This is a genomic window from Pseudomonas sp. H3_A02, assembly GCF_054671965.1.
In genome coordinates, this window is the sequence record NZ_CP162807.1 from 3,786,158 (window position 1) to 3,806,624 (window position 20,467).

General features: G+C 61.8%; 18 protein-coding genes and 1 pseudogene. 7 read left to right on the plus strand and 12 right to left on the minus strand.

Going from position 1 to position 20,467, the window contains the following annotated elements; translation table 11 throughout:
• Positions 1-62 precede the first annotated feature (62 nt).
• Positions 63-986, plus strand: a complete 924-nt coding sequence (locus tag AB4N80_RS16930; RefSeq protein WP_122565827.1) for a LysR family transcriptional regulator — start codon at positions 63-65, stop codon at positions 984-986.
• A 550-nt stretch (positions 987-1,536) separates the two neighbouring features.
• Here the strand turns inward: AB4N80_RS16930 and phnE are convergent.
• From phnE to ppk2, 6 genes are all read right to left on the minus strand, one after another.
• On the minus strand, positions 1,537-2,304 hold the full coding sequence (gene phnE, locus AB4N80_RS16935) for a phosphonate ABC transporter, permease protein PhnE (RefSeq protein WP_122565826.1): 768 nt from the start codon (positions 2,302-2,304) through the stop codon (positions 1,537-1,539).
• Entirely contained in the window at positions 2,301-3,128 is an 828-nt protein-coding gene (locus AB4N80_RS16940) for a PhnE/PtxC family ABC transporter permease (protein ID WP_305467453.1), read from the minus strand. Before AB4N80_RS16940 ends, phnE begins: the two co-directional genes overlap by 4 nt.
• On the minus strand, positions 3,122-3,922 hold the full coding sequence (locus AB4N80_RS16945) for an ATP-binding cassette domain-containing protein (protein WP_122565824.1): 801 nt from the start codon (positions 3,920-3,922) through the stop codon (positions 3,122-3,124). Before AB4N80_RS16945 ends, AB4N80_RS16940 begins: the two co-directional genes overlap by 7 nt.
• Positions 3,919-4,770 carry a putative selenate ABC transporter substrate-binding protein gene (locus AB4N80_RS16950; RefSeq protein WP_122565823.1) on the minus strand — a complete coding sequence of 284 codons (852 nt, stop codon included), beginning with the start codon at positions 4,768-4,770 and terminating at the stop codon, positions 3,919-3,921. The genes AB4N80_RS16945 and AB4N80_RS16950 overlap by 4 nt, the downstream gene beginning before the upstream one ends.
• A gap of 330 nt (positions 4,771-5,100) precedes the next feature.
• Positions 5,101-6,720 carry an inorganic phosphate transporter gene (locus AB4N80_RS16955; protein ID WP_122565822.1) on the minus strand — a complete coding sequence of 540 codons (1,620 nt, stop codon included), beginning with the start codon at positions 6,718-6,720 and terminating at the stop codon, positions 5,101-5,103.
• Positions 6,721-6,786: 66 nt separating this feature from the next.
• Positions 6,787-7,704 carry a polyphosphate kinase 2 gene (gene ppk2 / locus AB4N80_RS16960; RefSeq protein WP_122565821.1) on the minus strand — a complete coding sequence of 306 codons (918 nt, stop codon included), beginning with the start codon at positions 7,702-7,704 and terminating at the stop codon, positions 6,787-6,789.
• A 209-nt stretch (positions 7,705-7,913) separates the two neighbouring features.
• Between ppk2 and AB4N80_RS16965 the strand changes: the two genes are divergently transcribed.
• The 4 genes and pseudogenes from AB4N80_RS16965 to AB4N80_RS16980 form a co-directional block, all read left to right on the plus strand.
• On the plus strand, positions 7,914-8,849 hold the full coding sequence (locus AB4N80_RS16965; protein ID WP_122565820.1) for a Ppx/GppA phosphatase family protein: 936 nt from the start codon (positions 7,914-7,916) through the stop codon (positions 8,847-8,849).
• A gap of 252 nt (positions 8,850-9,101) precedes the next feature.
• On the plus strand, positions 9,102-10,199 hold the full coding sequence (locus AB4N80_RS16970; protein ID WP_122565819.1) for a carboxynorspermidine decarboxylase: 1,098 nt from the start codon (positions 9,102-9,104) through the stop codon (positions 10,197-10,199).
• A 25-nt stretch (positions 10,200-10,224) separates the two neighbouring features.
• Complete coding sequence (locus AB4N80_RS16975; protein WP_122565818.1) at positions 10,225-11,469, plus strand: saccharopine dehydrogenase family protein; 1,245 nt, start codon at positions 10,225-10,227, stop codon at positions 11,467-11,469.
• Positions 11,470-11,790: 321 nt separating this feature from the next.
• Positions 11,791-12,288 (plus strand): annotated as a pseudogene (locus AB4N80_RS16980) (GNAT family N-acetyltransferase); the annotation flags it as partial.
• 49 nt (positions 12,289-12,337) lie between these two features.
• Here AB4N80_RS16980 and AB4N80_RS16985 read toward each other — a convergent pair.
• From AB4N80_RS16985 to AB4N80_RS17000, 4 genes are all read right to left on the minus strand, one after another.
• Positions 12,338-13,282, minus strand: a complete 945-nt coding sequence (locus AB4N80_RS16985; protein WP_460078026.1) for a DUF3829 domain-containing protein — start codon at positions 13,280-13,282, stop codon at positions 12,338-12,340.
• On the minus strand, positions 13,279-14,943 hold the full coding sequence (locus AB4N80_RS16990) for a J domain-containing protein (protein ID WP_460078028.1): 1,665 nt from the start codon (positions 14,941-14,943) through the stop codon (positions 13,279-13,281). The genes AB4N80_RS16985 and AB4N80_RS16990 overlap by 4 nt, the downstream gene beginning before the upstream one ends.
• On the minus strand, positions 14,940-16,646 hold the full coding sequence (locus AB4N80_RS16995; RefSeq protein WP_460078029.1) for a molecular chaperone HscC: 1,707 nt from the start codon (positions 16,644-16,646) through the stop codon (positions 14,940-14,942). The genes AB4N80_RS16990 and AB4N80_RS16995 overlap by 4 nt, the downstream gene beginning before the upstream one ends.
• Before the next feature lie 240 nt (positions 16,647-16,886).
• The gene (locus tag AB4N80_RS17000; RefSeq protein WP_122565813.1) at positions 16,887-17,303 is read right to left on the minus strand and encodes a DUF1810 domain-containing protein; all 417 of its coding nucleotides are present in this window, start codon (positions 17,301-17,303) and stop codon (positions 16,887-16,889) included.
• A 244-nt stretch (positions 17,304-17,547) separates the two neighbouring features.
• On the opposite strand from AB4N80_RS17000, the gene AB4N80_RS17005 reads away from it, so the two are divergent.
• The gene (locus AB4N80_RS17005) at positions 17,548-18,330 is read left to right on the plus strand and encodes a hypothetical protein (RefSeq protein ID WP_122565812.1); all 783 of its coding nucleotides are present in this window, start codon (positions 17,548-17,550) and stop codon (positions 18,328-18,330) included.
• A gap of 22 nt (positions 18,331-18,352) precedes the next feature.
• Positions 18,353-18,982: a LuxR C-terminal-related transcriptional regulator gene (locus AB4N80_RS17010; RefSeq protein WP_460083102.1), complete on the plus strand. Its 630-nt coding sequence runs from the start codon at positions 18,353-18,355 to the stop codon at positions 18,980-18,982.
• Positions 18,983-19,035: 53 nt separating this feature from the next.
• Here AB4N80_RS17010 and AB4N80_RS17015 read toward each other — a convergent pair whose 3' ends face one another.
• Positions 19,036-19,734, minus strand: a complete 699-nt coding sequence (locus tag AB4N80_RS17015) for an outer membrane protein (RefSeq protein WP_460078031.1) — start codon at positions 19,732-19,734, stop codon at positions 19,036-19,038.
• Between the two features lie 203 nt (positions 19,735-19,937).
• A complete protein-coding gene (locus AB4N80_RS17020) occupies positions 19,938-20,465 on the minus strand; it encodes an SRPBCC family protein (RefSeq protein ID WP_240998430.1) in 528 nt (175 codons plus the stop codon).
• Positions 20,466-20,467 lie beyond the last annotated feature (2 nt).

The window sequence follows — 20,467 nt, forward strand, 5'->3', positions numbered from 1 at the left end:
CCTGGATAAATCCCTGTTTATTGGTTTAACTATTCGGAATATCTAAATAATGAGGCGCGACAGTGGACCGATTACAGGCCATGCAAGTGTTTCGGCGTATCGTCGAGCTGGGCGGTTTTGGCAAGGCGGCCGATGACCTTGGCTTGCCCCGAGCCACGGTCAGCCTGTTGATCCAGCAGTTGGAAGCCCATTTGGGCGTGCAACTGTTGCAGCGCACCACCCGACAGGTGCGCGCAACGCTCGATGGCCAAGCGTATTACCAGCGCAGCGGCCAGTTGCTGGACGACCTCGATGACCTGGAAAGTTCGTTGTCGGCGCAACGGAGCCAGCCGCGTGGCACCTTGAAGGTGGACATGCCCATCGCCTTTGGCTGTACCTGGATCCTGCCGCGCCTACCGGATTTCTATCGCCGCTACCCGGCGTTGCAACTGGACATGGGTTTTCATGATCACCAAGTCCATCTGCAGCGCGAGGGCGTGGATTGCGCAATCCGCGCCGGCACTATCCTTGATCAAGGCTTGGTGGCGCGGCCCATCGTGCGCCTGCATCAGTTGACCTGTGCCAGCCCCGGCTACCTCGCTCGGGTCGGCACGCCTCGGCGGCTGGAGGATTTGCCGACGCATCAGGCCATTGGCTTTGCGTCGGGTAATGGACGGTTCTTCCCGTTCGAATTCGAGGTGGCGGGGCGGGTGCGGGAAATGCAATTGCCGAGTGAGTTGACCGTCAATAACGCCGACGCTTATGTAACGGCCTGTGAAGCGGGATTCGGCTTGATCCAGGTGCCGCGTTACCACGTGCAACGGCAGTTGGCCGAGGGCAGGCTGGTCGAAGTGTTGAGCGAGTACAGTGTGCCGGTGTGGCCGATCTCAGCGGTGTACCCGCCTCATCGACAGCTGTCGCCCAGGGTTCGGGTGTTTATCGATTGGGTGGTTGAGTTGTTGCAGGGTGAGGCGGATGTGCAGCCGGCGTTGATGGAGAGGGCGTAGAGCCATGGGAAAACTTTGTGGGAGCGGGCTTGCTCGTGAGGGCGGCACATTCAGTATTGATGCAAGCAGACCCATCGCCATCGCGAGCAAGCTCGGCTCCCACAGGGATCGGCGGTGGACACTGATCTTATAAACGACCAAGAACCTGTGTGGGAGCGAGCTTGCTCGCGATGGCGGTGGTTCAGTCACATGGATATGGATGTTAAGCCTACCGCCCTCATCGCGAGCAAGCTCGCTCCCACAGGAAAAACGCGGTCCCCATCAAGAGCCAGATCGGCTATCAGGCCGCCTCGGGGTGGACGTTGATCTGGGGTGTCCCGTTAACCACGATGGCCGAACGCAGGCACCGAGCGGTGGGGCAGAAGCGCTTTGGTCACTTTCGCCTGGGCCGGCTTCCGGATTTTCGAAAGTGACTCGCCGTCAGGGCGCAACCCTAAGTGGCCGTTACCGCAGCAACGGATATACACACCAAAAAAACGATGCCTCTCGGAATGAAAGACCAGGATCTCGGGAAGGCTTTTATCGAACGTGTTGGTTTTACCCCAACACCTCAAGCCTTGACCCAACGCTGGCGACTCCAACCGCTCAACGTATCGACCGCCAAAACCAGCAACAGCATCGCCAGGATCACCGTGCTGCCTTGGGCTTCCTGGAACAGGCTGAGGCTGACGTAGAGCATTTGCCCCAGTCCCCCGGCGCCGACGAAGCCGAGCACGCTGGCCATGCGGATATTGTTTTCCCAGCGGTACAGGACATAGGCCAGTAGCTGGGGCAGGAGGTTGGGCAGCGTGCCGTAGCAGAACGCCAACACGGCATTGCCACCTTGCAGGCGGATGGCATCGGCCGGTTCGGAGGGGGTATTTTCCAGGGCCTCGGCGAACAGTCGGCCGAGCACGCCAGTGGTATGCAGGGCCAAGGCCAGGGTGCCGGCGTTGGGACCAAGCCCGGCGGCCAGGACCATCAGCGCCGCCCAGACCAGTTCTGGAACGGCGCGCAAGGCGTTGAGCACCAGGCGCGAAGCGCTTTGCAGCAGCCAGCCGAAGCGCCCGGCCGCCGGCAAGGCCAATAGCAGGCCGAACACCGCCGCGAGCAGGGTGCCAAGGGCGGACATGGCAAGGGTTTCCAAGGCGCCATGACCGATCGCCTTCAGATGGCTCGGGCTCAGGTCCGGGCTGAGAAAGCGCTGCGCATAAGCCGCCATCCGCTGCAGATTGCCGCTGTCGCCGAGCTCGCCCAGGTCGATGCCCAGGTAGACGAACGAAGCCACGACTGCCGCACCGATGCACAGGAGCATGACCGCGTTGAGCAGGCGATTCATGCCAGCCTCCAGCGCAGCAGGCGGCTGAGTTGATCGGCGAGCAGCACCAGTGCGAGGAACGTCAGCAGCAAGCTGGCCACTTCACCGCCGGCGAACATGCGCAGCGACAGGTCCATTTGCTGACCCAGCCCTCCGGCCCCGACGAAACCCATCACCACCGAGGCGCGGATCGCACATTCCCAGCGGTACACCGTGTACGACAACAGTTCCGCCGCGACATTGGGGAGGATCCCGTAGCAGAAGGCCGCAAGTCGGCTGCTGCCGGACTGCAAGAGGGCGTGGGCCGGACGCTGGTCGACCGATTCGTAGATTTCCGCATAGACCTTACCCAGCATGCCGCTGTAGGTAATGGCAATCGCCAGTACGCCGGCCGTTGGGCCGAGGCCTACGGCGCGCACGAAGAGCAAGGCCCAGACGATTTCCGGCACGCTGCGCAAGAAGATCAACACGCCGCGTACCGGCCAGCGCAGTAGTTGACCCCAATAACCCGGGTGCCCGGCGCGGGAGGCCGCCGACAGTGAGAGGGCGCGGCTGGCCAGTAGGCTCGCGGGCACCGCCAGCAGCAATGCCAGGGCCATGCCGGCCGTGGCGATCGCCAGCGTTTGCAAGGTGGCCTGCCACAGCAATTCAACGAATTCGTCGCCATGGGCGGGCGGCCAGAACGCCGCGACGAACCGGCCCATTTCGCTCTGGCTGTCGCTCGCCAGCAGCACGCCGAGATCCAGCTCGCTGAACCGGATGCCGGGCCACAGCAGCACAAGCGCCAGCAGACTGAGCAGCAGGCGCGGGCGGGTGGCGGGGTCTCGGGTATCGCGTGTCAGCATCGGGGAATCTGCACGCTCAAGGGCGCGTGGGGCGTTGTTGGCGAAGACTGCAGCTGTTCGTTGGCGTAGAGCGTGTCGAGCAACGGCCGGTCCACCGCCTCGGTGGGCAGGTCGAAGAGGATCTGCCCGTCCCGAAGGCCGATGACCCGGGAAAAGTGTGCCAAGGCCAGTTCCACCGCGTGCAGGCTGGCGACCAGGGTGACGTTGTGTTCCCGGGCGTGACGGCACAGCACCGAAAGCGTGTGCTCGGCCAAGACCGGGTCCATGGCCGAAACCGGTTCGTCGGCCAGCAACACCTCCGGCGCCTGGTACAACACCCGGGCAATGCCCACGCGTTGCAGCTGTCCGCCGGACAGTTGCTGGCATTGCGCGAACAGTTTGTCCCCCAGGTCCAGCCGGGCCAATGCCGCCCTGGCGCCTGGAATATCCAGCGGGAGCAGCAGGTTCAACAAGCTTTTACCGATGCCCCACTGACCCAGTTTTCCGGCCAGGACCGCCGTCACCACACGCTGGCGTGGCGGCAGGGGCGGCGATTGGTGAATCAGACCGATGCGCGCGCGCAGGCGCTGACGCTGACGGGCGGACAGTTGCCAGGCGCGTTCGCCGAGCAACTGCAGCTCGCCGTTGCCCGGGCGCAGGGCGGTGGCGAGGAGGTTGAGCAGGCTCGACTTGCCCGCGCCGGACGGGCCGATGATCGCGACCTGTTCGCCGGCGCCGATGTGCAGGTCGATGCCCCGTAGCGCCTGGACGCCGTTGGCATGGGTCACGCTGACCTGGGTCAGTTGCAGGGTCATTTGAGCAGTTCGGCGGCGCGTGCGGCTTCCTCGATGCCCTTGTAGTTCTCAGGCTTGGTTTCGATGAAGCGACTGGCGGCTTGCAGGTCGAGGATTTCCTTGTCCTTCGGGTTGGCCGGGTCGAGGGCCAGGAAGGCCGCCTTGATCTTGGCCGCCAACGCCGGGTCGAGGGTTCCACGCACCGTCCAGTTGTAGTCGAAGTAGGCAGGGGTGGTGGCGAAGACCTTGACCTTGGTCGTGTCGACCTTGCCGGCCGCGACCAGTTTTTCCCAGACGCTGGCGTTCAGCACCCCGGCGTCGACCTTGCCGGCCTGGACCCAAGCGACGGTGGCGTCGTGGGCACCGGAGTAGCCCACACGGCTGAAGTAGCTCTCCGGCTTGATGCCGTCCTGCAGCATGAAATAGCGCGGCATGAGGCTGCCGGACGTCGACGACACCGAGCCGAAGGCGAAGGTCTTGCCCTTGAGGTCGGCGAGGGATTTGACGGCGGGGTCGGCGGTGATGAATTTGCTGGTGAACTGGGCGTCCTGTTCGCGCTGGACCAACGGGATGGCGTTGCCGGTTTTCAGGCGCGCCTGGACGAAGGTGAAGCCCCCCAGCCAGGCCATGTCGATGCGGTCAGTGGCCAGGGCCTCGACCACCGCCGGGTAATCGCTCACGGGGACGAACTCGACCTTCATGCCGGTTTGTTGTTCCAGGTAAGCACCCAGCGGCTTGAACTTGCGCAGCAGCTCGGTCGGGGCCTCATCGGGAATCGCGCTGACTTTCAGGGTGTCGGCGGCCTGCGCCAGAAAGCTGCAAAACGACAGGGCAACACCAGCGGCCAATGCCAGGGAAGGCTTGAGCATGGAAGATCTCCGGTACGGGAAGGCAAGGAAAGTTGAAGCATCACGCCCACAGGGATGGCGGTACGCCGTTCTGTGAGGGTAGCCGAAGGAGAGGGATGTTAACCGTTTCTGGTTGTGAACTCACCCAATCCCCTTGTGGGGGCTTGCTCCGGGCGACGACCCGACGATAGCGATGGTTCATGTGGGAGCGAGCTTGCTCGCGATAGCGGTGTGTCAGTCACCAACCTTGTAACTGATCCTTCGCTATCGCGAACAAGCTCGCTCCCACAGGGGGCCGTGGCGGGCGGGAGAACCGAGGCCTCGTCAGGTGAGGCCTCGGCGAACAGGCGGTCAGAACAGCTTGGTGAACAACCAGTAGAGGCTGCCGGACAGCAGGATGGCGGCCGGCAGCGTCAGCACCCAGGCCATCAACAGGTTGCGGATGGTGCGCATCTGCAAGCCAGAGCCGTTGGCGACCATGCTGCCGGCCACGCCGGAGGACAGCACGTGGGTGGTGGACACCGGCAAGCCGAACATGTCGGCGGCGCCAATGGTCAGCATGGCGACGGTTTCGGCTGAAGCGCCTTGGGCATAGGTCAGGTGGGTCTTGCCGATTTTCTCACCCACCGTCACCACGATGCGCTTCCAGCCGACCATGGTGCCCAGGCCGAGGGCGATGGCCACGGCGATTTTCACCCACAGTGGAATGAAGCGCGTGGAGTTGTCGATCTGCTGCTTGAACAATTGCAATTGGGCGCTGGTGTCGGCGTCGAAGTTGCCGACCTTGTTCTTGTCCATCAGGCGAATGGTTTCGCTGGTCAGGTACATGTCGTTGCGCACGTTGCCCACGGCTTCGGCCGGTACCTTGGCCAGCGAGCCGTAGCCCTTGACCTCGGCGCCGATGCTGCCAGTCATGGCGGCCAGGGCCGGCACCAACTGCGGCGTCGCCTCCTTACTGCCAACGTAGGTGGTCAGGATCGCCCGCGGGTCCGTCGGGGCCGGCAGCGGCGAGTGCTTCACCAGGGCCTGCTGGGTGACTTGCGCCACGGCGGCGAATTGCAGGGCCTGGTCGGCGGGCATGGTGCGGTTCAGCGCATAGGCCATCGGCAGGGTGCCGACCAGGATCAGCATGATCAGGCCCATGCCTTTCTGGCCGTCATTGGAGCCGTGGGCGAATGACACGCCGGTGCAGGTCAGGATCAGCATGCCGCGAATCCACCAGGGCGGCGGGGTGTTGCCTTGCGGAGCCTTGTACAGCGAGCGGTTCTTGACGAAGGCCCGCAGCGCGAGCAGCAACAGCGCGGCGCAGCCGAAGCCTACCAGTGGCGAGAGCAGCAACGCGTAGCCGATCTTGGTCGCCTGGGCCCAGTCCACGCCGCTGGTGCCGTCACGCCCGTGCATCAGGGCATTGGCGACGCCGACGCCGATGATCGAGCCGATCAAGGTGTGGGACGAAGAGGCCGGCAAGCCCAGCCACCAAGTGCCCAGGTTCCATAGGATAGCGGCGATCAGCAGGGCGAAGATCATGGCGAAGCCGGCGGAGGAGCCGACTTGCAGGATCAGTTCCACCGGCAACAGAGCGATGATGCCGAAAGCCACCGCGCCGCTGGCGAGCAGCACCCCGAGGAAGTTAAAGAAGCCCGACCAGGCCACGGCCACGTTCGGCGCCATGGAGTTGGTGTAGATGACGGTGGCCACCGCGTTGGCGGTGTCGTGGAAACCGTTTACGAACTCGAAGCCAAGGGCAATCACCAGGGCCACGCCCAACAGCAGGAACGGCGTCCAGGTGGTCACCACGGTGCCGAGCTCGTTCATGTCGTGCATCAGGCTGTAGGCGGTAAACAGCAGGCCACTGCCCAGTACCGCGAAAAACACCACCAGGGTGAGCACGCTTGGCTTGCGGTTGAGTTGCGGCCTTGAACTGGGGGCGATGGCACTCGATGAGTCCATGGCCAGGGTCTGGTTCGTCATGATGCAGTCCGATTCAGTGGGCAGTGAAAGTGGGGCTCGGTGCCGGGCGTCCCTGCCTGGCGGGTTTCAATAGAGCTGGGGCACGATGAGCTCCGGTGGCGTCGGACTGCGGGAGTAGTCTTCCTGTCGAACTCGCTGCGGCAGTTCGATGGTCGGCAGTTCCACTTCTTCGTAGGGCATTTGCCCTAGCAGGTGATGGATGCAATTGAGCCGGGCTTTTTTCTTGTCGTCGGCGTGCACCACCCACCAGGGGGCTTCGCTGATGTGCGTGCGTTCGAGCATGATTTCCTTGGCCTTGGTATAGGCCTCCCAGCGCCTGCGGGACTCCAGGTCCATGGGGCTGAGCTTCCATTGCTTGAGCGGGTCATGGATGCGGCTGAGAAAGCGCAGATGCTGTTCCTGGTCGGAAATGGAAAACCAGTATTTGATCAATTGGATGCCGGAGCGGGCGAGCATCCGCTCGAATTCCGGCACGGTACGGAAGAACTCTTCGTACTGGTCGTCGGTGCAGAACCCCATGACTTGCTCGACCCCGGCGCGGTTGTACCAACTGCGGTCGAACAGCACGATTTCCCCCGCCGCCGGCAGGTGCGAAACGTAGCGCTGGAAGTACCATTGAGTCCGTTCACGGTCGTTCGGGGCGGGCAGGGCGGCGACGCGACACACCCGGGGGTTGAGCCGCTGGGTGATGCGCTTGATCACGCCACCCTTGCCGGCGGCGTCGCGCCCTTCGAACAGGATCACGACCTTGTGCCCGGTCTTGACCACCCAGCTTTGCAGCTTCACCAGTTCGCCCTGAAGGCGGAACAGTTCGCTGAAATACAATCGGCGGATTTCCTTCTCGCTGCCATCCGGGGCGTGTTCATCGAACAAGGCGTTCAGGTCATGCCCGTCTTCAGATAACTCCAGCTCCAGTTCTTCGTCATTGTGATCCAGCAGCTCGCGGTGGATGCGCTGTACCAAGGTGTCCTGGGTTGAAAACATGATGGAAAACTCGGTCGTGGGGGCGCGACCCACGCTAGTTGCAATTTGTTACATAGTAGTGACGGTCATCTGCGCTTCATGGGCCTGTCGCAGGCTAAAACAGGGGGTGTCATCCAGGTGTCATCGAACCCATGGCAGGATCCTCGCAAACCATCGTGGGATGCCCGCAGCGCTTGTGCCTGCTGGCTGATGAATCAAGGAACACCCCTATGAAAGGCGACGCCCCCCTGTTCGCGGCCATTGACCTGGGCTCCAACGCCTTTCGCCTGGTGATTGGCCAGTCGGTCAAGCGCAATCGACAGTTGGTGATCCAGGAAGTGAAAACCCTGCGCGAGCCGGTCCGATTGGCCGAGGGCCTGCAAGCCGGGGCTCTGGACGAGTTGGCACTGGATCGAGGCTGGCAGGCCCTGGCCCGCTTCGGCAAAAAGCTGCGTGGCTTTGAAGCCGGACGGGTACGGGCGGTGGCCACCAGTGCCGTGCGCGAAGCGGCCAATGCCCAACTGTTCCTGGCCAGCGCCGAGCGGCACCTGGGGTTTCGGATCGACGTGCTGTCCGGGCATGAAGAAGCCCGGCTGGTGTATGCCGGTGTGGCCCATGCGGTGCCCGGTGTCGAGCAGACACGACTGGTGGTGGACATCGGCGGTGGCTCGACCGAACTGATTCTGGGACAGGGCGCTCAGCCGTTGTTGACGGAGAGCATTGCCATCGGCAGTGGCACCTTTGGCGCGCGTTACTTTGCGGGCGGACGTATCACCGCTCAGGCGCTGCTGGAGGCTGAACGAGTAGCAGTCCTGCAGTTTGAAGAAGTGGCGGCGCGTTATCGCGCGCAGGGCTGGCAGCAGGTGATCGGCTCATCCGGTACGGCGCGGATGTTGGCCAAGGTGCTCAAGGCCAATGGTCTCAATGACGCTGGGCAAGGCGGTATTACCTACAGCGGGTTGTTGCGCCTGTCGTTGCGGCTGCTGGAAGTCGGGCATGTCGACCGCCTCAGGTTGGCCGGTTTGCAGAGCCATCGCCTGGGCATCCTGCCCGGTGGCCTGGCGATCATGCTGGCGGCGTTCAAGGTCTTCGGTATTACAGACATGCTCGCTTGCGAAGCGGGTCTCAGGTTCGGTGTGCTTCATGGCCTGATGCACAAGCACTGATCCCGAACGGTTGTCCCGCTGTGCCGAACATGCGCAACGGCTCAAGGTCGAGCATCGGCGCTCTGCGGTTACCCCCCTTTGTCAGATCATCCAGCATTTCGTCGCCTGGGCAGCCGGTATGTCCGGTGATCGCAAAGCGTCGGCCTGGATCAGGATGATTGCGCGAACGGGGCTTTTCGCTCTTTCGATCTGCAGTCAGTGAAGGCACAATGCGCATCCTTTTTTGGCTCGCCTTGCCCGGAGGCCTCGAAAATGATCAAAACGCCGTACTACCTCATCGACAAACAAAAGCTGCTGGCGAACATGCAGAAGATCGCCTATGTGCGTGAGCAGTCCGGGGCCAAGGCCTTGCTGGCGCTCAAGTGCTTCGCCACCTGGTCGGTGTTCGACCTGATGCAGCAGTACATGGACGGGACCACGTCGTCGTCGCTTTATGAACTCAAGCTTGGCCGGCAGAAATTCGCGGGCGAGACCCACGCCTACAGCGTGGCCTGGGCTGACGATGAGATCGAGGAGATGCTCGCCAACTGCGACAAGATCATCTTCAACTCCATCGGTCAGTTGCAGCGCTACACCGAGGCCTCGACCGGCAAGGTCCGCGGCCTGCGGGTCAACCCGCAAGTGAGCAGTTCCGATTACCTGCTGGCCGACCCGGCGCGACCGTTCAGCCGCTTGGGCGAATGGGATCCGGTGAAAATCGAGCAAGTCATCGAGCATATCTCCGGGTTCATGTTCCACAACAACTGCGAGAACGGCGATTTCGGCTTGTTCGACCAGATGCTGGGCACTATCGAAGAGCGCTTTGGTCACTTGTTGCATAAGGTCGAGTGGGTCAGCCTCGGTGGCGGCATCCATTTCACCGGCGAGGGCTACGCCCTGGACGCTTTTTGCGCACGGCTCAAGGCCTTCTCGCAGAAGTATGGCGTGCAGGTCTACCTGGAGCCGGGCGAGGCCGCGATCACCCAGAGCGCGTCGCTGGAAGTCACCGTGCTCGACACGCTCTACAACGGCAAGCACTTGGCCGTTGTGGACAGTTCCATCGAGGCGCACATGCTCGATCTGCTGATCTATCGCCTGGACGCCAAGCTGGCACCGAGCGAAGGCGAACACACCTACATGGTTTGTGGCAAATCCTGTCTGGCCGGCGACATCTTTGGCGAGTACAAATTCGATCGTCCGCTGTCCATCGGCGATCGGCTGTCGTTCATCGACGCAGCGGGCTACACCATGGTCAAGAAAAACTGGTTCAACGGCCTGAAGATGCCGTCCATCGTTGTGAAGCAACTCGACGGCAGCGTCGAGGTGGTTCGCGAGTTTGTTTACGACGACTACTTGTCCAGCCTCTCTTGAGCTGGCGGAAGGAGAAATAAAGAAATTGAAGAAGAACGTACTTATCATTGGTGCAGGAGGTGTCGCCAAGGTGGTGGCCCACAAGTGCGCGCAGCACAACGACGAGCTCGGTCGTATTGCTATCGCGTCGCGCAACATCTCCAAATGCCAGGCCATCATCGACAGCGTCAAGGCCAAGGGTAGCCTCAAGCAACCCGCCGACATCAAGGCCTTTGCACTGAACGCTCTGGATGTCGAAGCGACCAAGGCGCTGATTCGCGAAACCGAGTCGCAGATCGTCATCAACGTCGGCTCTGCTTTCCTCAACATGTCGGTGCTGCGTGCCTGCATCGATACCGGCGTGGCCTACCTGGACACCGCCATCCACGAAGAGCCGGGCAAGGTCTGCGAGACGCCGCCCTGGTACGGCAACTACGAGTGGAACCATCTCCAGGAGTGCCAGGAGAAGAACATCACCGCCATTCTCGGCGTGGGCTTCGACCCGGGTGTGGTCAATGCCTATGCGGCACTGGCGCAACAACAGCATTTCGACCGCATTGATTCGATCGATATTCTCGACGTCAATGCCGGCTCCCATGGCAAATATTTCGCCACCAATTTCGACCCGGAAATCAATTTCCGCGAATTCACTGGACAGGTGTGGAGCTGGCAGGACAGCCAGTGGACCAGCAACACCATGTTCGAGGTCAAGCGCACCGACGACCTGCCAGTGGTCGGCTCGCAGAACCTGTACCTGACCGGTCACGACGAAGTGCACTCGCTGTCGAAGAACCTCGACGTGCCCAACGTGCGTTTCTGGATGAGTTTCGGCGAGCACTACATCAATGTGTTCACCGTGCTCAAGAACCTTGGCCTGCTTTCCGAGCAACCGGTCAAGACTGCCGAGGGCTTGGAAGTCGTGCCGCTGAAAGTGGTCAAGGCTGTGCTGCCTGACCCGAGCTCGCTGGCACCGGGCTACACCGGCAAGACCTGCATCGGTGACCTGGTCAAGGGCACCAAGGATGGCCAGCCGCGCGAAATGTTCATCTACAACGTGGCCGACCACGAGGACGCTTACGCCGAAACCGACAGCCAGGGCATTTCCTATACAGCCGGCGTGCCACCCGTGGCCGCGGCCTTGTTGGTGGCCCGTGGCGAGTGGGACGTGCAGCGCATGGTCAACGTCGAGGAGCTGCCTGCCGAGGCGTTCCTCGAGGCGCTGGACGTGATGGGCCTGCCGACGCGCATCAAGGACGAGCATGGAGACCGTCCCTGGAACCAGAACGCCTGAAGGACTCCAGGCAGGTTCCGCCCTGGCTCCCCCGATAGGAACTGTAGAGTCGCTCTGGACTCTGCAGGCGATTGAACCAGTCGCCTCACCGTTGCGTGAAGCCCTGGCAATCCGCGGGAAGCCTTGAAGAAATGCTCCGTATCGAAAGGTACGGAGCATTTTTCGTTCATGGCTCCCATCAAATGAACCCCGTGGCGAGGGAGCTTGCTCCCGCTGGGGCGCGCAACGGCCCCCCAACAAAAGACCGCTCAAGCAGAAACCCTCGCCATGAACGATCACTCGACCTTACGATTGAGCTTCACGACCCAGGAGAAACAATCAGTGAAACCATTCAGGATCCGCGAGCTGGAAATGACCGATGTGCAAGCCCTGCTGGCCTTCGAAATCCATAACCGTGAATGGTTCGAATCGCAGATTGACCCACGGGACCCTAGCTTTTATTCATTGACGGGCGTCACCGATCACATTGAAAGCTATCTGGCCGATTTTGCCGAGGGCACTTGGCATCCGTTTGTGATCGAAGATTCCAGCGGGCGAATCGTGGGGCGGGCGAATTTGAAAGGCATCCATTCACCGCACGGTTGCGCCGAGGTGGGCTATCGCATTGATCAACGCGCGAGTGGGCAAGGGTTGGCAACGCAGGCCCTGAAACATCTGATCGAGGCGGCGCGGATACGTTGGGGGCTTACGCAATTGGTGGCTTATGTCTATGAGAGCAACGTCGGCTCAAGGAAGGTCCTTGAGCGGTGCGGGTTTGTGCCTGGAGCGCTGTCGGGTGGCGAGGAGATCGAGGCTGGATGCCGCTTTGTGCTTTCGATCTGGAACTCGATCCACGCCGGACAGCGTCAGGCGTCGCTCGTACGTTTCCTCAATACTGAGCCTTCACCGCCGTGTTATAGCGCGATTGCAATTCGTCATAACCGGCCCGAGCGGCGGCGAGGTCCTGGTTCAGTTCATCGGCGTCGGCGCCTGAAGCCCAGTGTTGCTGCAAGCGCTCCAGAGCGCTGATCCATTCCTTGGCGGCGAAGCTGATGTGGGTCCACACGGGCCGGTTGCCGTTGGCCGAGCGCAACCGGGGCAGGGCCTGTATCAAGGTCTCGGCGTCCGTCCAACGGGTCGTGAGAGTCTGCTGCGCCGTAAGCAGTTGTTCCGGGCTCAGCGGTGCGCCTTCGGTCATGGCGTCGAGTGCATTGATGGTCTGACGTGCCAGGATCATGAAGCGCAGGGTCTGCCAATGCTGGTCACGGCCCAGGCGTGTTTCGATGGCCGCCAACTGTTGCTCGCGAACATGCAATTGCGGTTGCTCCAGGGCCTGGCGCAACGGTATCGCTTGGGCACGTACGTCTTGCAGGCCCAGGTTGAAGGCTTGTTCGAGTCGGTCGAGTTCGGGGGAAGGCAGTTCGTTCGACCGGTCCCCCAACCAACGCTCGATGGCCAGTGCGTCGGGCCGTAGGCGGTCATAGGCCTTGACGTAGTTTTTGGCCTGGGTGTTCAGGTCGGGATCGTCGCTATGGAACCAGGGTTTGCAGGGGGCCTGGGTCCTCAGGATATCGTCAGAGCCCATGCCGAACCCGACAAAGCCCCGCCAGGTCGGCCATACATCCTTGGACGGCGCAAGAACGGCGTGATAGTCGGCGTAGCGCTGTTCCAGCAGCTCCGCACCTTCCACCAGGCAAGTGTTAATGGCCTGGATGTCGGTCCAGGATGAAAGAGTCGCTTTGTCGACGGTTTCCGAACTGGAGACTCGCTGCACCAGCCAAGCCATCGTTAACAGGACGACAACCGCCGTGATAAAGGCGCGGGTGCTGATCATGGCTGTTTCGCCTGGGTGGTGTCGGGCTTATGCCACTGGGTGGCTGAAAGTTTGGAAGGACATGGCGAGTCCGTCAGTTGGCGGGCGGCGCAGGTACGCTGTGGCCAAGCCTGGAGTCCTTGATTTGCGGCAAGACTCGAGTGGTTGGCCAAGGCATTGCCCAGCATGACCAGGGGCACGAGTATCCCCAGGAACAGGCCGACCAGTACATCCCCGGGCACGCGCTCATAGGCGCGAGCCATAAAGGACTTGCCGTGTCGGGCGGCGGTGCGTCGGCTCAGGGCCGCGAGCGCAGCAAGGATCCCGAAATAAGTTGCAGCGGCGAAAGCACCTCCGGCCAGGTAGATGGGAACACCCAGCAACCCGACCCAGAGACTTTCACGAATCGGCAGGGGCGCAGGACGTCGCAGGCTCAGCCAATGACCAAAGCGCGTCTGGATCGATCGGTCGAGGCGCCAGGCACCGCGGCCCAGTGCTTTGCAGAACGCATGCAGGCCCCAGGCGACGACACCCAGTAGCAGCGCGCGCAGGAGCAGGTCGATCAAACTGGTGAGGAACGCGCCGCCCAGTTGATATTCCAAGGCCCAGCTCATGTAGGTCGAGGTGCCGAGCAGGGCCAGTGGCACGGCTAGCATCGGCGGTTCGCGACGCAACGGGCGCCATAGTTCCGGGGCCAGTTGAGGCATTTCGTCCAGTAGATGGGGATAGCGAAGCTGGACGTTGCGATACAGCGTTTCGCAAGCAGCCCAATCCTCGGCGCTGAAGCTCATGCTCAAGCCCATCCGGGCGTCTTCATCGAGCGAGCCAAACAGCATGCGTGCAGCCTGGGATTCGCTGCTGTCGGTACCCTGGGCGAGGCGAACCTGCTGCTGAAGGAACGTGGCGCAGTGGCTGCGGGCAAGCAGTTGACTCCACCGGGGTTCCGGACACGGGCTATGGTGGCCGGTCTGCTTCCAGCCCTGTTGCGCGCAGATGGCATCGAACAACTGCTCCGACCAACCCGGTGCTTGCAGGAGGGCCATGGCCAGGCAGCGGTTCAGCCATTGCCGAGCATCCAGGGTTTGTAGCCACGGGCTGGCGTCGAGCTGGCGGGCGAGATCGAGAAAGCGTTGGCTATCGTGGCAGGCCCCGGTCAGGCGGGACCATGCCAGCTCCATGAGCTTGCCGCGCAGTTGCTCGGTGCTGGCGCTGGGCAGGTCCTGGCGCTGCCAGGGGGTCAGCCAGTGCAACTGCGCAATGGCCGCTTCGGCCAGGTCGTAGGTATCTTCCTGCGTCAGGCAACGCTCCAGCAGGCCGTGTTCGAATTCACGTTCGCAGGCATAAAGACGCGCCTGCGTCAGGCGGCTGGCGAGATTGGTCGCGTCTATCGCCTCCAGGCATTGCGCTGCCAGGCGCTGGCTGGGGGAGGGCCCTGTCGGTGCCTGCCTCGGGGCAGGCAGTTCTACGAGGGGCGGCTCGATGGGGACTGGCTGCTCGTCGTCGACCACCACTTCCTGCTGCCAGTCAGCCCACTCCAACGCCTGTTCGTAAGCCTCTCGCAGGCGCTGGAACCCTTCGGGATCTTCGTCTGGCCGATGCTGTTTGAGCAGGCTTGCATACTGGCGCTTGATGCTGCGCTTATCGGCGTCCTCCGGCAGCCCGAGTACCACCCAGCAGGTCATCGCCAGACACCTTCTTCCAGGCTGTCGAGCTGGGCGCTGATCTGCAGCCGGAGCGCCCGGATGTCGTGCAGTTCCTGGGTATCGAGCATCTGGGCGAAACGGGTCGCCAACTCATCGATCCGTTGGCGCAGATCACCGCGGCTTTCCTGGTAAAGACGTTCCAGCCGGGCGATCAGCAGGGTATTGGGTTGTTCGTCCCGTGGATGGATCTTCAGTGCTTCCAAGGCCTTGAGGCGCTGGCTGATTTCTTCGCTATTCAGCACGCCGGCGTTATTGGCGATCACCAGGTTGCGTCGCTCTCCAGTCTGGACGATCTGCGCATCGGCTTCCAAGAGGCCGTTGGTATCGTAAGTGAAGCGCACGTCGATCCCCACTTCCCCGGCAGGCATGGGCGGCACGGGAATTTCCAGTTCACCCAGGAGAATGTTTTCACTGATCCGACGGCTTTCGCCCTGATAGACCTTCAGCAGCACGACCTTTTGCTGATCCTGGAGGGTGAACACGCGCTTGACCTTGCTCACGGGCACCACGCAGTTGCGTTCGATGATCGGCAGGTAATGGCCGTTTTCGAGCTTGCCGCCATACTCGACCGCAATTTCGATGCCCAGGGAATAAGGGCAGACGTCGGTGAGCACGACTTCTTCAAGTGCCGCGTCGCGGCTCTTCAGCCCTGCCTGCACGGCGGCGCCCAATGCCACGGCTTCATCGGGGTTGAGCTGGATCGAGGGGAAACGTCCGAACAGGCTGGCGGCCAACTTGCGCACGAGCGGCATGCGGGTGGTGCCGCCCACCAGCAACACTTCGTCCAGCTCACTGGCGCGGATGCGGGCATCGCGCAAAGCGGTTTCGATAGGGGCTCGAAGGCGGCTGAACAGGGGCGCATACAGATCGGTCAGGCCGGCCTGGGTGTATTCGCGACGCCATTCGCGCTCGCCCTGGCGTACTGCGAACGTAGCGCTTGACTCCTGGCCCAGGGATTTGCGCACGCGTTCGGCTTCACGGCGCAGCCGACCGTAGAGCTGCGCGTCTTCGAGGGCCAGCGGCCCCTCGGTGTTGCCCGCCTGTGCGGCAACGAAATCCTGGAGCAGCAGCGTGTCGAAATCTTCCCCGCCCAGGTAGTTGTCGCCGGCGCTGGCGCGAACTTCCATGATGCCTTCGAACAGCTCCAGGATGGACACGTCGAAAGTCCCGCCGCCGAGATCGAAAACCAGGAAGGTGCTGGCGCTATCGCGCTGATGCAAGCCATAGGCGAGTGCGGCCGCGGTGGGTTCGTTGATCAGTCGCTCGACCTTGAACCCGGCCAGTTCGCCGGCAATACGCGTGGCCTTGCGCTGGGCATCGCTGAAATAGGCGGGGACGCTGATGACGGCCTCTTCCACCGGTTCGCCGAAATGCCGCTCGGCATCCTCGCGCAAGCTGCGCAGCACCATGGCCGAGAGCTCCTCGGCCCGGAACTGTCGATTGCCAAGCGTGGTGAGACGAGCGCTGCCCATATAGCGCTTGAAAAGCGAGGCGGTGACCTGGGGGTGGGTCTGCAGGCGCTCCAGGGCTGCGCGGCCGACCATGACGCGGCCCTCGTCGTCCAGGCCGACCACGCTCGGGGTCAGCCACTCGCCCAATGCGTTGGGTACCAGTTGCGCCGCGCCGTCGCGCCATGCCGCGATCAGGCTATGGGTGGTGCCCAGGTCAATGCCGACAATCATGTCCGTTGGATCTCCTTAATCATTGCGTCGCAAGGGCGTACCCGCGAGCCGGTCAGTTTATCAAGCCTGTATCGGCGTATTCGTTGAAATCTTTGGGGCGATCATGGGCGAGTTTTGCATGGCGGATCAGCCCAACGTGTCGACCAGCCTCGGCAACCTGTGGGTCGCATCGCCCACCAGCGCTTTATCGGAAACGGTCTCTATCGGTTCGATATTGATAGGCAACGAGCGCTGGCCAGATCACTCTGGTTCCTTAAGTAATTCCAGTGTTCTTGAGTCGACACTCACCCCACCCTCCAGCGCCTGGGCATACACGGAGTGCTCGCCCGCGGCCGCTGCAAACAGCGTCATGCAGGACGCGAACTTCATGGCATCGAGGGTCCCCAGGAGTTTTTCTACAGCGACTTCCGAGTCCAGGACGGCGCGGGTTGCGCGTTCGAGTCGCGGTCCCAGAAGCGGGTGATGCAAATAATCGCGCGCCTCTTTCAGGCCGCGCAGGCCGTAGTAAGTGGCGTTCTCGCTGACACCCAGGCCGCGTAATTGCGGAAAGATGAACCACATCCAATGGCTTTCCTTGCGCCCGCGCCGTAGTTCGAGCAAAGCGCGCTCATAGGTTGCCGCTTGCGCCTGGACAAAGCGCTCCAGTGTTTCGGTCATACGAGCCTCTGATACGGTTTCAAGGCTGAAGAATGAAGCGCGTCCAGGCTCGATCCAAGTGGTGGCCTTATGATGTCATTGTCTGGCGCGTATCGGTAGTCCCGATCATCCCCCCCAGCCCGGACGAGGGCAAAGCCTATAGCACACTTGCGCTATAGCGCCGGTCGGCACTCGACCCTAACCTATGGGCGCTGTCGGGTTTTCGATCGATCGCAACGAGCCTATTTGAACAAGGATCTGTTTTTTGAAAAGTACACCTGCCAGAAAGTCCAACGCCGACACGGCTTACCGCATGCGTCTGGCAACGGTGTTCGCCGTCTCGGCCCTTGCCACCAGTGGCTGGGGTTCTTTTATTGCCGATGCGTCGGCTTCCACGGCCAGTGAGACGTCCTCCGCGGCTTGCACCAACGAAGCGGATTTTCAGGCCGGGACGGTGGTGGAGTATGAAAGTCGCGACAACCTGTCGCCAGCCACCAGTCGCGGAAAAACCGAGACGCTTGGGCGTGAGGCATTTGCCGGTGCCAATCCGGTTGCTTCGGTGCACACGTCGTTCTTGAATAATGTGCCGTTTTTCCTGACGACCACCTTCGCCGAGATCAAGGACGGTCGGCTGGTTCGTTACGGCGATCGCCATGGTGCCGGGGCATCGTTGGTGACCACCACCTACCAGCCTCCCGCTTCCACACCGATTGATCTGCAACCCGGGCAAACCGTCACCGTCAGCTACAAAAACAAAGCGGTGAGCGCCGGGGCAACGGTCGAGTTCGATGTCGTCGAGAAGCTGACGTATAACGGGCGTGAGACGCTCAAGACAGCCCTGGGTACGTTTGATACCTGCAAGTTCACCAATGAAATCTCCACGGGCCCGGCTTCGGCCGAGCAACCGAAACAGGTTGTCGTTGTCCAGAATTGGTTTCCCGCGGACGGACCTTATCGCGGTCAGTCGATCCGATCTGTCACGCCTCCCACCAATGGCATTGCGCAGAGAATCAGTGAAGTCGTCAAGATGCAGTATGGGACGCGATGAGAGACGCGCCTCGGGTCGGAAGATGTGCCGGATGATCGTAGCAGACGAGCATCCGCTGTTCCGAGAGGGGATGATGGTGTTGCTGGAGCGCCTTATACCGGGCGCAATGATCGAACAAGCAGGGAACCTGGAGGAAGCGCGGACGCTGGCAACGAATGGGCAACCGCTCGATACGCTGATTCTTGAAATACGTCTTCCCGGCCTGGGTTCCATCAGCGAGCTCGCGCAGTTGCGCCAGGCACTCAAGCACACCGTGATGATTGTGGTATCGACCCTGGATGACAGCGATGTCATTGGCCGTGTCATGGAGACCGGTGTAGATGGCTTTGTCGGCAAGAGCCTATCCCCTGATCAGGTTGGCAAGGCCATCGTCGATATTCGCCGTGGCGAAGTGCTGGTCAAGTACGAGCCTTCGGGCCCGCTGCCGCTCGGTTCCGACGATGATATGAGCCGGCTCACGTCTCGCCAGCGAGAGGTCTGGCAATTGATTGCCGAAGGCAAGACCAACAAGGAAATCGCCGCGGCGCTTGAGATCTCTCCCTTCACCGTGCGCATCCATGTCTCTTCGTTGATCCGCGCGCTGGACGTTCCCAACAGGGCAGTGGCCGCTGCACGATTTGCCGGGCGCCAGGTGCCGGGTACCTTGCGCTAGGCGTGCTGATCAATCGGCGCCTGCCCAAGGCCAGGCACCGATCCGTCTAGCGCTTACAACCAATACCGCAAACCAAGCATCAAGGACTGGGCGTTGTACTCCGTTTGCACATCGCCCTGGGGCAGGCCCTGGATGTTGCCGAAGTGCGCTTCGCTGGTCTTGAAGTAGCGATAATCCAGGGACATGGACCAATGCTCGCTGAGTTCGTAAGCGACCCCGGTGCCGAGTTGCCAGGCCGAGACGGTGTCGCGATGGGTGTCGCCGAACTCGACGCCGCCGGCTTCCAGGCCGGTGATGGTCAGCACGGCGTAGCCCAGGCCACCGCCCACATAAGGGGTGAACCGGTTCAACGGGGCTGGCAGGTTCGTGACGTCATACCAGAGGTTGGCCATGAGGCTGGTGGCTTCCTCTTCGCCTTTGCCGTCGATGCTGCCACCACCTTCGTAGACCCGATGATTGAACTGGGTCAGGGTGTTGCGACGGTAGCTCAGTTCCACTTCGGGTCTTAGCCCGACCGGGAACCGCCAGCCCAATGCCAGGCCGGTGGCGAAGCCGGAATGCAACGGTTGGTTGAATTCCATCTCGACGAAGTCAAGGTCGTTCTGGTTAAGGTCCTGCTCAGCGACCCAGTTCACGCCGCCCATACCACTGACATAGGGACCGAGGGTGTCGGCGAAACTCGAGGCTGGGGCGATGACACCCAGGCCCATGATGCCCATGATGAGATAGTGGGTGTTTTTCTGTAGGTTCATGCTTGGTCCGAAATGTTGCTGTTATCGATAAGTAGGCGAAGCGTCGAATGCCAGTCAGCTAAGCGAAATAAAGCCGGGCAATCATCCTGTGGCGAGGGAGCTCGCTCCCGCTGGGCTGCGCAGCAGCCCCAAAACAGGGCCGCTTCGCGACCCAGCGGGAGCAAGCTCCCTCGCCACGGTTTGTGTATCCCCGTGACATCCAATTAACGGATCGGCATTGGACGAGGCGTCGCGGTTTTCCCGAGCCCCGATGTATCGATGGCCCGCAGTTCAGCCAGCCTGCACAGGTTGTCCAGGGCTGTGGTCATCGCCGTGGCCAGCGCTTTACGCAGCAGCCCGCGGTACAGGAAACTCAACGGCCCCGAGATCTTCGCGCTATGGATGACATGGGTTTCATCGGCAGAGAGCCTGCGCATCCGATGATCGAATTCGAGGTCGATCCAGAGCAGCCGGGCGCTGTTGCGATAACTTTCATACGGGCTCACGGCATCCAGTTTCAGGGGCATCGTCAAGCCATTCTTGAGGACACATCGGCCGCGGGTTCCCGCCTGGAACGGACCGTCGAGTTGACACTGGCGGACGTCGGTATCCCAGAGCGGCGCGTCGGGAAAATTGCTCCAGAGCTTCCAGATTTCGGAAGGGGGCGATTTGACTATGACTTGCACGTTGACATCGTTCACGGCGACACCTTGGTTGTGGGGGGCACGGTCATGCGGGGTGGGCAGATCCATTC

What these genes read in the sequence shown, in the direction of transcription:
- phnE (WP_122565826.1), bottom strand. Translation starts at nt 2,304, where the DNA reads ATGAATCGCCTGCTCAACGCGGTCATGCTCCTGTGCATCGGTGCGGCA.
- AB4N80_RS16940 (WP_305467453.1), bottom strand. Translation starts at nt 3,128, where the DNA reads ATGCTGACACGCGATACCCGAGACCCCGCCACCCGCCCGCGCCTGCTG.
- AB4N80_RS16945 (WP_122565824.1), bottom strand. Translation starts at nt 3,922, where the DNA reads ATGACCCTGCAACTGACCCAGGTCAGCGTGACCCATGCCAACGGCGTC.
- AB4N80_RS16950 (WP_122565823.1), bottom strand. Translation starts at nt 4,770, where the DNA reads ATGCTCAAGCCTTCCCTGGCATTGGCCGCTGGTGTTGCCCTGTCGTTT.
- AB4N80_RS16955 (WP_122565822.1), bottom strand. Translation starts at nt 6,720, where the DNA reads ATGACGAACCAGACCCTGGCCATGGACTCATCGAGTGCCATCGCCCCC.
- ppk2 (WP_122565821.1), bottom strand. Translation starts at nt 7,704, where the DNA reads ATGTTTTCAACCCAGGACACCTTGGTACAGCGCATCCACCGCGAGCTG.
- AB4N80_RS16965 (WP_122565820.1), top strand. Translation starts at nt 7,914, where the DNA reads ATGAAAGGCGACGCCCCCCTGTTCGCGGCCATTGACCTGGGCTCCAAC.
- AB4N80_RS16970 (WP_122565819.1), top strand. Translation starts at nt 9,102, where the DNA reads ATGATCAAAACGCCGTACTACCTCATCGACAAACAAAAGCTGCTGGCG.
- AB4N80_RS16985 (WP_460078026.1), bottom strand. Translation starts at nt 13,282, where the DNA reads ATGATCAGCACCCGCGCCTTTATCACGGCGGTTGTCGTCCTGTTAACG.
- AB4N80_RS16990 (WP_460078028.1), bottom strand. Translation starts at nt 14,943, where the DNA reads ATGACCTGCTGGGTGGTACTCGGGCTGCCGGAGGACGCCGATAAGCGC.
- AB4N80_RS16995 (WP_460078029.1), bottom strand. Translation starts at nt 16,646, where the DNA reads ATGATTGTCGGCATTGACCTGGGCACCACCCATAGCCTGATCGCGGCA.
- AB4N80_RS17000 (WP_122565813.1), bottom strand. Translation starts at nt 17,303, where the DNA reads ATGACCGAAACACTGGAGCGCTTTGTCCAGGCGCAAGCGGCAACCTAT.
- AB4N80_RS17010 (WP_460083102.1), top strand. Translation starts at nt 18,353, where the DNA reads ATGTGCCGGATGATCGTAGCAGACGAGCATCCGCTGTTCCGAGAGGGG.
- AB4N80_RS17015 (WP_460078031.1), bottom strand. Translation starts at nt 19,734, where the DNA reads ATGAACCTACAGAAAAACACCCACTATCTCATCATGGGCATCATGGGC.
- AB4N80_RS17020 (WP_240998430.1), bottom strand. Translation starts at nt 20,465, where the DNA reads ATGGATCTGCCCACCCCGCATGACCGTGCCCCCCACAACCAAGGTGTC.